Source organism: Campylobacter sp. 2018MI01 (assembly GCF_018501205.1).
Classification (GTDB): domain Bacteria; phylum Campylobacterota; class Campylobacteria; order Campylobacterales; family Campylobacteraceae; genus Campylobacter_E.
Genome location: NZ_JAHCZE010000057.1, coordinates 1 through 10,942 on the forward strand (window position 1 = coordinate 1; position 10,942 = coordinate 10,942).

12 protein-coding genes and 1 pseudogene are annotated in these 10,942 nt (G+C 27.3%); 11 read left to right on the forward strand and 2 right to left on the reverse strand.

The window, feature by feature from the left end; translation table 11 throughout:
• Nucleotides 1–203 precede the first annotated feature (203 nt).
• The 5 genes from KJQ97_RS07840 (at nt 204) to KJQ97_RS07860 (ending at nt 4,547) form a co-directional block, all read left to right on the forward strand.
• The gene (locus tag KJQ97_RS07840; protein WP_214120485.1) at nt 204–1,211 is read left to right on the forward strand and encodes a hypothetical protein; all 1,008 of its coding nucleotides are present in this window, start codon (nt 204–206) and stop codon (nt 1,209–1,211) included.
• Nucleotides 1,212–1,275: 64 nt separating this feature from the next.
• Nucleotides 1,276–2,241 (forward strand): hypothetical protein, encoded by a 966-nt coding sequence (locus tag KJQ97_RS07845; RefSeq protein ID WP_214120486.1) that lies wholly within the window; start codon nt 1,276–1,278, stop codon nt 2,239–2,241.
• Between the two features lie 123 nt (nt 2,242–2,364).
• Complete coding sequence (locus tag KJQ97_RS07850; protein ID WP_214120487.1) at nt 2,365–2,556, forward strand: hypothetical protein; 192 nt, start codon at nt 2,365–2,367, stop codon at nt 2,554–2,556.
• A gap of 57 nt (nt 2,557–2,613) precedes the next feature.
• Entirely contained in the window at nt 2,614–3,555 is a 942-nt protein-coding gene (locus tag KJQ97_RS07855; protein WP_214120488.1) for a hypothetical protein, read from the forward strand.
• A 14-nt stretch (nt 3,556–3,569) separates the two neighbouring features.
• The gene (locus tag KJQ97_RS07860) at nt 3,570–4,547 is read left to right on the forward strand and encodes a hypothetical protein (protein WP_214120489.1); all 978 of its coding nucleotides are present in this window, start codon (nt 3,570–3,572) and stop codon (nt 4,545–4,547) included.
• Between the two features lie 107 nt (nt 4,548–4,654).
• On the opposite strand, the gene KJQ97_RS07865 is transcribed toward KJQ97_RS07860, so the two are convergent.
• Nucleotides 4,655–5,626 (reverse strand): argininosuccinate synthase domain-containing protein, encoded by a 972-nt coding sequence (locus KJQ97_RS07865; protein WP_214118699.1) that lies wholly within the window; start codon nt 5,624–5,626, stop codon nt 4,655–4,657.
• Entirely contained in the window at nt 5,627–7,354 is a 1,728-nt protein-coding gene (gene dnaG, locus KJQ97_RS07870) for a DNA primase (protein ID WP_214120490.1), read from the reverse strand.
• A 46-nt stretch (nt 7,355–7,400) separates the two neighbouring features.
• Here dnaG and KJQ97_RS07875 point away from each other — a divergent pair, with 46 nt between their 5' ends.
• The 6 genes and pseudogenes from KJQ97_RS07875 to KJQ97_RS07895 form a co-directional block, all read left to right on the forward strand.
• The gene (locus KJQ97_RS07875; protein WP_214118702.1) at nt 7,401–8,105 is read left to right on the forward strand and encodes a tetratricopeptide repeat protein; all 705 of its coding nucleotides are present in this window, start codon (nt 7,401–7,403) and stop codon (nt 8,103–8,105) included.
• Nucleotides 8,102–8,491, forward strand: a pseudogene (gene rnhA / locus KJQ97_RS09850) (ribonuclease HI); the annotation flags it as partial. The gene KJQ97_RS07875 and the pseudogene rnhA, both read left to right, overlap by 4 nt.
• A gap of 66 nt (nt 8,492–8,557) precedes the next feature.
• Complete coding sequence (gene rnc / locus KJQ97_RS09855; RefSeq protein ID WP_336607624.1) at nt 8,558–9,226, forward strand: ribonuclease III; 669 nt, start codon at nt 8,558–8,560, stop codon at nt 9,224–9,226.
• Nucleotides 9,219–10,412, forward strand: a complete 1,194-nt coding sequence (gene aroC / locus KJQ97_RS07885; RefSeq protein ID WP_214120491.1) for a chorismate synthase — start codon at nt 9,219–9,221, stop codon at nt 10,410–10,412. Before rnc ends, aroC begins: the two co-directional genes overlap by 8 nt.
• Nucleotides 10,413–10,646 (forward strand): tautomerase family protein, encoded by a 234-nt coding sequence (locus tag KJQ97_RS07890; RefSeq protein ID WP_214118708.1) that lies wholly within the window; start codon nt 10,413–10,415, stop codon nt 10,644–10,646.
• A gap of 27 nt (nt 10,647–10,673) precedes the next feature.
• Nucleotides 10,674–10,942 (forward strand): hypothetical protein (locus KJQ97_RS07895; protein ID WP_214120492.1); only part of this gene is annotated, 269 nt, incomplete at its 3' end.

Here is a 10,942-nt window from a genome sequence, read left to right on the forward strand (position 1 = left end):
AAAATACTAGTTCGTATCATAAGTTTTGGTATTTTAAGATAGCTTTTTTGTAAGTATTCTAAGAGATATTAAAGACCAATTAATTGTGGTTATAGCTATAAATATCGCAAGTATATGTGTATGAATTATTGATTTAACGGCAGACTTTATTGCCGTTATGTTTTTAAATATTTAATTAAAGTAATAAACATTAAGGATTATTTATGAAACACTATATTAACAATACTTCTAACACTCCAATTATGTGGCAAGATAATATTGCTAAAAAAGAGTTAAGCACACAAGAACTAGCAAGTATAAATGCTAGTATAAAGAGCAATTCTTTTAGCGTTAAAACAAATAGAGCACAAGATTATAATACTTATTTTAAATTTGGTAATGAAAACATTGGAGTGAAATTAAATGAAGCTAGTATTGAAAAATTAAAAGATTTTTTTGATGAAGATAATTTCATTAAAACTAATAAAGGAATTATTTTAGATAAAGATGCAGCTTCTTATGTCGCTGGATGGTTTAGTGATATTGCATATAAACAAAAATTTCTTGAATCAGATATTGACAATAATGGAGAATTAACTCACAAAGAAGCAAGGAATACATTAAGTGGATTTGATGAAGATGCAGTTCTCATAAGCGATGAAAAAACCAAAGAAAAATATATAGTTTCAAATTCTATTACGAAAACTTATAAGAAAAGTGATTTTTTACCAAAAAATGATGGTTATTATTCAGATATTTCAAATTCTATCAATGATGCTATAAAAGATGATAAAAATCTTGATGGTATTATTACATTTGGTGAGTTTATGGATGTAGGTGAAAAGGGATATTTTGAAGATTTTATGAGTGAAAGTGGCTCTAGTGCTCCTGCAATTAGCCTTGATGATTTGATAAATGGACTTACTAAGCATTCTAGGCAGCTTGCCGAAAAAGCTGAAGAAAAATTAACTGAAGTAATAGCCAAGATTAAAAAGCTTGGAGTTGATAAGTTAGACCAAAGTGATAAAGATGTATTAATTCAACTAGGAATTGACCCTGCACCTTATGAGAGCGAATTTAAATTAAAACAGATTATAAGTGATAAACTAAATATAAGTCCTGATAAAGTAGAAAGCCTAGCAAGTGAAAATAAATTAGATGATTTTGTAAATTTTAGTGGAAATTTTGCAATAACTCTTAGTGAAACAAAATTACTTGATATAAAAGCTTAATTTCTAATTTAAATTCTTTGTAATAAAATGGGCTAGTTTAGGGTAATAAACATTAAGGAACTTTATGAAAATAGATATCTCGCAAGTAAAAAATACTGCTATTGCTAGGAAAAGTGATATAAAAATTAAAGAATTAAACACTCTTGATATAAATAAATTAAATGCAAGTATTAATTCAAATTCTTTTAGCTTTAAGACAAATAAAGAGCAAGATTACAATGTATTTTTTAGACTTGATAAAGATAATATCGGGGTAAAGCTTAGTGAAAATAATATTAATAGATTAAAAGACTTTTTTGATGAAGACAATTTTATTAATACTAATAAAGGAATTATTTTAGATAAAGACGCAGCGTCTTATGTAGTGGGTTGGTTTGCTGATACGGCATATACAAGAAATTATCTTGCAGCCGATAAAGACAATGATGGAGAAATTACGGCTTTAGAAGCTTGGAATTTGTTTGACTTAGTTAATGTAAATTATAAATTATTACAAGATAAAAATAAAGAATATTTCCTAAAGGCAACAAATATAGATGAAACTTATGATTCAAATAGAATAGCTCATAGTATTGAAGGTAAGTCTGATTTAAGTGAGGCATTAGATATTATAATTGATATGGACAAAGACTTAGATGGCAAAGTTACAGCGGGTGAATATTGGAATGTGGAAGATAAAGATTATATAAATGAGTTTGGAATTGTATATGATGATGAAAATCACTCTTTTATGAGTATTCCACATAAAAAAATTAAATTTAATATAGCAGAAGAAGAGCTTAAGAGATTAAAAGAACAAATTAAACTTAATAATATAATTGCAAAACTTAAAAAATCACAATCTTTAGATAATAACGAAAAAGAAATATTACAAAAATTTAATATCCAAAACATAAGTAATGAATTAAAAATAAGCGAAGATAAATTAAAAGAATTAATTAGTAATGATAAGCTAGGAGATTTTATAGATTTTACGAAAGAATTTAAAAAAGATTTAAGCGATACAAAATTAATTGATATTAAGGTTTAATTTTTTATTTTTAATTAATTATTACTAAAAGTTACAATATATCAAAATATTAAATAAAATAATAATAGTATTAATTAAAATCAAATTATAATAATTCAAATCATTAATGAAAGTAGATTTTCAATGAAAAAAGCAGTTTTAGCTATTTTAGCTTTTATTACGAATGTAAGTGCGTATTCTTGGTATAGTTATACAAATGGTTATAGCTTTCTTACTTGGTCAGGTGCTTGGGGTTCAGCTTTTAATTCTTCAGCAAGAGATAGAGTAATGCCACAAAAAGAAGGCTGGAAACCACCTAGATTACCAAAATATTAAAATATAAATTAATATACTTTTACTAAATTACTTTAGTAAAAGTATTAAGGAAAACTTATGAAAATAGATATCTCGCAAGTAAAAAATATAGCATTTGCTTGGGCTGATAATGTTAAAACTAAAGAATTAAATACTAAAGATATTAGCAATTTAAAAGATAATATAAATAAAAATAATTTTGAGATTAAGACAAGTAAAGAGCAAAATTACAATGTATTTTTTAAATTTGATGAAAGCAATATCGGAGTAAAACTTAGTGACAAGAATATTAATAGATTAAAAGAATTTTTTAATGAAGATAATTTTATTGATACTAATAAAGGAATTATTTTAGATAAAGACGCAGCAAGTTTTGTAGCTGGGTGGTTTAGCGATGTAGCGTATAAGAGTAATTTTTTAGCAGCTGATAAAAATAATGATGGAGAAGTAGATAAAAAAGAAATTAATTATACTATAGGAGCATTTTCTTTATATATAGAGCCAACTAAAGATGGTTCAGGACAAGCTACTAAAGTTGCAAGTTATATTCCAAGTATTTTTGCTATCAATAAAGATAATGTAAGCAGTATTAGCAAAGCACTTGATAAAACTATTAGTATGGATAAAAATCTTGATGGTTATATAACAATTGCTGAAAAATATGATTTTAAAGATATTGTTTATGAATACGGAGTATTTTTAGATAATCAACCTTTTACAAGTATTCCACTCCACAAACAAGCTAATGTTGATATGGCAGAAGAAGAAATTAAAAGAGTAAAAGAACAAATTAAAATTAATAATATAATTGAAAAACTTAAAAAATCACAATCTTTAGATAATAACGAAAAAGAAATATTACAAAAATTTAATATCCAAAACATAAGTAATGAATTAAAAATAAGCGAAGATAAATTAAAAGATTTAATAAGTAGTGATAAGCTAGGAGATTTTATAGATTTTACGAAAGAATTTAAAAAAGATTTAAGCGATACAAAATTAATTGATATTAAGGTTTGATATTAGGAGATTTTATGAGAATTAGTGGTTTTGATGTTGATATTTCAAAAGTATTTGATACTAGCTATCATAAGGCGAATTTGAGTAATTTTCACAATTTAAATCAAGAGCAAATTAATGCTATAAAAGATGATATAACAAATCAAAATTATGCTTTAAAAACAAGTGATAAAGACAATACAAATGTTGTTTTTAGTTTTGATAATAATACTCAAGGAGTTAATCTTAGTAAAAATACTATTGAAAAATTAATGGCTCATTTTGATAAAGCTGATTTTATCTTAAGTGATGATAAGCTTATTTTAAATGGTAATGCTGCTAATTTTGTCTCAAGCTGGTTTAAAACAATTGCTTATGATTTAGGACTTGCAAAAGCTGATAGCAATCAAGATGGTAGGATAAATAATGATGAATTAAGTAATGCAAGGCTTGAAGTTGGGGTTTATGGCGAGTTTAATGGATATATTTATGTAGTAAATAAATTAAGTGATGAAAGATTTATAAATACTAAAACATATGATAAATTAACTTTAGAAATTGGCACAAGTATTAGCGAGTATTTAGATAGTGTAATATCTAGTGATAGGGATTTTGATGGGGTTTTGAGTTTTGCTGAGATTAATTTTGAAAATATTAGCGAAGAACAAGATTATAAAAGTGAATTAAAAGAGAAAAATACAGATATAAAACGCTATCAAAATGAATTTCAAAGGTCAATTGCTTATTTTGCAAAAGAAGGTCAAAGTACCGAAGAAATCAAAAACAAGCAAAAAGAAAAAGAATTAGAACAAGCCGAGCTTTTAGCAAAACTTATGCAAATAACTCAAAAAATCAAACAACAAGGTTTAAATTCACTTACAAGTGATGATAATAAAATCTTAGAAAAATTAGGCAAAAGTGCAAATGCGATTGCAAATAGTGTAGAAATTGACTTAAGTATTAGTGTGGTAGAAGATTTAGTAAATAACAAAATCCTAGATATAAAAGTCTAGTTTTATGATTTTATTTATGCTTAAAATTAAGTTATTTTGATACTTATATAAAATCTTAGAATTTGAAATTCTTATTTTAAATTCTAGAATTTCAAATAAGAATTTCATCAAACTATAAAGTATTTTTGAGCATCATCTTTGCTAAGTGCATTAGCAAAATAATTATTTTGCATAAATTCACAATCTTTATTAGTAGGATTTTTTGCATATGCAAGTGCTAAAGAACAAGCAAGTTTAATATCTTCTAAACTAGCGTCATTGTCAAGTAAAGAAATAGCACCTATTAAATCGGTTCTAATTTCGCTCATTTTTATCTCTTCATTATCTAATAATTTTAAGATTTTTAGACCTTCTTCTTCATTTCTTGAAATTATCATTTTAGCACCATTTGGCAGTCTTAAATGTCTTCCATATCTTAACAATTCAGCGTTTTTACTATCTAGCGTTTTGTATTTTAGATAATCTTGGATTTTGTTTTTATATGCTTGTAAGGTTAGCAAACACCCACCAGCAGGGCTTTCATAATCACTATAACCATAAACTTTTGCAAGTTCCATTTGTCTGGTTCTACCCCTACCACTAAAATCAAATAATTTTTCTCTATCAACCCAGCCTTTAAGTTCAGGCATAGTAGGTGCTAGTAATTTTGCACTAAGTGGGCGTAAAATGATATTATTTAAATCTTCGCTAAGTTTTGCAACACTATTTAATGCTTGTGCTCTTTGGCTCATTGGACGCTGACCTAGCACTTCTCCACTAATTACAAAAGAAGCACCTAAATCATCACACATACTAAGAGCAGTTTTAAACATATACCCATGACAATCAATGCAAGGATTAATAGCCTTTCCATAGCCATATTTTGGATTTAACAATACATCTTGTAAATATTTACTACTAATATCAACAACCCTAAAACTAGCTCCAGCCATATTTGCACGACGCTCTAAAAGGGCGAAATTCTTTCCGCCAAACCCTGTATCAATGTGAATAGCTTCAACTTCTATTCCTTGCTTTGCAATGGTAGTGATTGATAACATACTATCAAGACCACCACTAAATAAAGCTAATGCTTTCATTTATTCTCCTAATTTTCTTATATTATCTTTAAGCCTTGCTCTTTCATCATCGCTTAATTGCTTATTATGATTTGCTATTAGTTCTACTAGGCAATGATAAGCCTTTTTTAAACCATCATTACTATGAATTAATTTATGATTTTTTATTAATTCTTTAGCGTAATTTTTAAAAAGCAAGGCGTTTAGGATATTACAACTTGCGTAATAATTGGCTAAATTATTAAAAAATACTAAGATATTATCTACTTTTTTAGTAGGGTGAATATTGTTTAAAAACTCTAGCATATTAGCATTTGCGTAGTTTTTATTTAATACATCATCAATTAAATTATTATGAAAATATTCTCTTAAAATAAGAATATTAAAATTAGCTTTTGAAATAGCTAAAAAATAAATTATCGCATCTTCTAAAGAATTGCTTTGAGTTTGTTTAGCTTGTGGTTTTTTATCTATTACTTTTGCTTTTATTCCGTTTAATAAATCAAAATCAAGCCCATAATTTTCGCAAAATATTTTAAGATGAGTATTGGCTAAAAATTTATCAATAGTATTGGTGTAATTTAGCACAGCTGAATATGCTTGTTTGATTAAAAATGGCTCAATTTTGCTTATGCTTAATTTGTCTATATAATCTAAATTCAATTCTTTTTTAAATATATATTCAATACAAAAACTAATTATATTAATAGTATTATTTAGTTCGGTTTTTAGCTTTAATTCTTCATTATTTTCAATGTATTCGCCTGGGTCTTTATATGTTTTTAGCCTTATTACTTCGGCGTTGTAGCCAAATTTACTCAATAAAACTCCTGCTTTAAAAGCAGCTGCATTTCCCGCTGCATCTTTATCAAAGCATAAAGATACAAAATAATCTTTTTTAATTAATTTTAAATGCTGCTCTGTTAGTGCAGTTCCTAGCACTGCTACTGAATATGTAAGTCCTGCTTTATGAAGACTTATTGTATCCATATAGCCTTCGCAAATTATCATTCTTTTGTGTTTATTAATATCATTTTTTGCTAGATGATAAGCGTAAAATATACTACTTTTATCAAATAGTTTTGAAGCGGGAGAATTTACATATTTTGCAGGATTTTGTGGATTTAATGTGCGTCCTCCAAAACCTACTAAATAACCTGTATTATCGTAGATTGGAAAGGTAATTCTTTCTATAAAAGATGGATAAATTCCATTATCGTTTTTTTTAACTACCCCTTCTATTAATGCTTGTTCTAAAGCTATATTTGATTTTTGCAAAATCCTTAAAGTATCATTTGCACTTGGTGCATAGCCAAGATTAAACTTAATTCTTAAATCCCTTGTGATTTTTCGCTTTTCAAGATAGGCAATCAAATTCCCACGGATATTTAATTCACTTATATAATATTCGTTGAGTATTTTACAAGCGTCGTTGTTTTGAATAATTTTTGTTTTTTTATCATCTTCTAAAATAAAGCCATAAATATTTGCTAATTCTTTTACTGCTTCTATAAATTCTAAATTATGATATTTTTGCATAAAGCTAATAGCATCACCATTCGCCCCACACCCAAAGCAGTGAAAATATCCTTCATTTTCACGAACAGCCATACTAGGATTTTTATCAGCGTGAAACGGACATACGCACATATAATTCGCACCATTTTTATGCACGGGAATGTAGTTTGAAATCAAATCAACAATGTTAATGCTATCTTTTAATCTTTGAATGCTCTCGTTTGTAATCATAAAAGTATTATATGTATAATTAATTAATTTTATTTAAAGGATATTAGTGGATTTAATACTTAGCTATTATAGAAATCCTATTTTTGGAATTTTAGTTTTAATTAGCCTTGTTTTAATTATTGCTTTAGCTCAAATAATTTTTGCAAGTTTAAAAGAAAATCAAACTAATAAAAATATCAAAAAATATCTTGCTAATTTTAATGCAATTGAGCCTAAGTATTTAAGTAGTTTAAGTTTTGATGAAAGGCTTAATTTAGCTAATGGATTTTTTAAAGCTTCAATGTTTTTAGAGTGCAAATATGTTTTGATTAATTTATTAAACGAATTTGCAAATGATAAAGATTTATTATACTTATTATCTGTTTGTGATTTAAGGCTTGGATTATTAAACGACGCTAAACAAAATTTATTAAAGATTTTAAAATCTCGTGCTAGAGATGAATTAGCACTATTATGTCTTGGATATATTCATTTTAAATTAAACGAAATCAATGAATGCAAAGAAGTTTATAAATGTTTGTGCGTTTTAGGAGATTATGAAAAAGATTTAGAATTTATAAATAATTATAAAAGCTTTAATACTAAAAGTTTTAAAGAAATTAAAATTGATGATGAAACAATAAATCCAAATAATATCAGTCAATTTTATTTATGTAAAAATTGCTCATCACAATCTATTTTTTACACTCCGTTTTGTTCGCAGTGTTTTAAGTGTGATACAATGCAAGCTAATTTAAGGATAAGGATATGAAAAAATTAACGATTTATACTGATGGGAGTTGCCTTAAAAATCCTGGAGCAGGGGGTTGGGCTTGGATTATTATAGATAATGATTTAATCATTAAAGATAGTGGCGGAGATAAGCTTACAACCAATAATATTATGGAATTAAGTGCCTGTATTAACGCTTTAAAAAGCTTAAAAGAACCTTGCAAGATTGATTTATATAGCGATAGTCAATATGTAGTTAAGGGTATTAATGAATGGCTTAGTGGTTGGGTTAAGACTGATTTTAAAGGCAAAAAAAATGTTGAATTATGGAAGAGTTATTTAGAAGTTAGCAAAATCCACGATATTAATGCAATTTGGGTTAAAGCTCATAATGGTGATAAATACAATGAAATGTGTGATGAACTAGCTAGAAGTATGGCACTTGAGTATGAAAATAACACTATAAATGCTAATGTAGTGCTAGAAAAAAGAATTTCAAAATATCATAAAATTGAAGAAAAACTAGGATATAAATTTAAAAACGAAACCCTATTAAATCAGGCTTTAACTCATAAAAGTTTTAGCAAAACTCATAATGAAAGGCTTGAGTTTTTAGGTGATGCGGTGCTTGATTTGATAGTAGCAAATATTTTATACAAGGATTTTTCTCGTTATAGTGAAGGGGATTTAAGCAAATTAAGAGCAGCTTTAGTGAATGAAAAGTCTTTTGCAAAAATTGCTAGTTATCTTGAAATTGGAGAGTTTTTGCAATTATCAGTATCTGAAGAAAATAACGGCGGAAGAAAAAAACCAAGCTTATTATCAGATGCTTACGAAGCAATAATAGGTGCAATTTATTTAGAAAGTGGATATGAGATTGCTTGTGCTGTTGGCTCTAAGATATTAAATGAAGTTTTTCCTAAGATTGATATAGAATTAATTAAAGACTATAAAACAAAATTACAAGAAAAAACTCAAGCAATAATGGCTCAAACCCCTGAATATAGGATTTTACACACAAAAGGGCCTGATCATAAAAAAGAATTTGAAATAGGGCTTTTTTTAAATGATGAATTATTTACAAAAGCAATGGGTAATAGCAAAAAAGAAGCAGAGCAAAGTGCTGCTAAATTAGCGTTAGAGAAGTTAGAAGATGAATAGTTTTGGAACATTTTTAAAATTTAGCACTTTTGGAGAAAGTCACGGAAAAGCAATTGGAGTGGTTATTGATAACTATCCTGCAGGGGTTAGAATTGATACTGATTATATAAATTCCTTGCTTAAATTAAGACAAGGTGGTGGAGCGTTTAGCACTCCTAGAAAAGAAGCTGATGAAGTTAATATTATTAGCGGAGTATTTAATGATATTAGCACAGGTGCTCCAATTTGTGTGCTAGTAGAAAATAATAATACAAGAAGTAAAGATTATAAAGAGCATTTACGCCCTGCACACGCTGATTTTACATATTATGCAAAATACGAGCATTTTGATTATCGTGGCGGTGGTAGAAGTAGTGCTAGAGAAAGCGTAGCAAGGGTTATTGCAGGTGCTTTTGCTGATTTAATATTAAAAGAATTTAACATTAGAACTTATGCTAGTATTTGTGGGGTAGGTGGTGTTAGTTTAGATGAGTTTAAATTCAGTGAAGAAGAGTATAAAAGGGCTTTAGAAAAAGATTTTAATGCTTTAGGTGATGATTTATTTAAAGAATTATTTAAAGACGAAATCACAAAGGCAAAAAATAACAATGATAGCGTAGGTGCAAGTGTTAGCGTAGCAGCATTTGGCGTAATGGCAGGGCTTGGAGATGGGCTTTATGATAAATTAGATGCTAGAATTGCTAGTGCGTTTATGGGATTAAATGCTGTAAAGTGCGTTGAAATCGGAGCAGGAAGAAAGCTTAGCTCAATGAATGGCTCTTTTGCAAATGATGAGATTTTAGGCGTTAGCAATGATGAATTAATGCAAAATCAAAATAGCTCTATTTTAAAACAAAGTCCTAATTTTAAGTCATTTAAAGTAGCAAAAACCAATATTAATAAGCCTTTATTTTTACATACTAGACATAATTTTAGTGGTGGAATTATTGGTGGGATTAGCACAGGAGAGAGTATTTATATTAGAGCTCATTTTAAGCCAACTCCATCAATTTTTAAAGAACAAACTATGTTAAATAAAGACTTTAGTCTAATAAAAGATGCAATTTATGGAAGGCACGATCCTTGCGTAGGTGTTCGTGGAGCTGTTGTCTTAAAAGCTATGCTAAGTTTTATAATAGCTGATTTTTTAATGTTAAATTCATCTGCTAAAATAAGCAATCTTAAAAAAATCTACAAAGGAGAATAAATGCCAATAATTAATGTAAAATTAGCAGCACCAATGCCAAATAAAGAAAAATGCGAAGAAATAATAAGTGATTTAACAAATTATTTTGAAACAAAATTAGGCAAAAAGCGTGAGAGAATAGTGGTAATGCTAGAAGAAATTCCGCAATCTCATATAGGTTTTGGCGGAAGAAGTGTTGAAACTATTAATAATGCTGATTTTGTTAATAATTTTAAACTTGACGATGATAGATAAAAAGCTCCCTAATTTAAGGGAGTAATTATGGAAATTTTATTAATTATATTATTTGCTATTGCAATTTTTCTTTCAGTAATTTATGGGTTTTTTTATTTTATATGGAAAGCCTTTAAAATTCTTTATGCTACTTTTCCTTTAGTGTATTTAGCAATTTTTACAATCTTATTTTTATTATTTATCAAAAAAATAAAAAAACTAAAATTCAAAACTTTTTTAATCATTAGTCTAATAATAATTAGATTCGACATGCTTTTTATTAGACCTGTGGCTGATTATTCTAGTTTTAATAATTT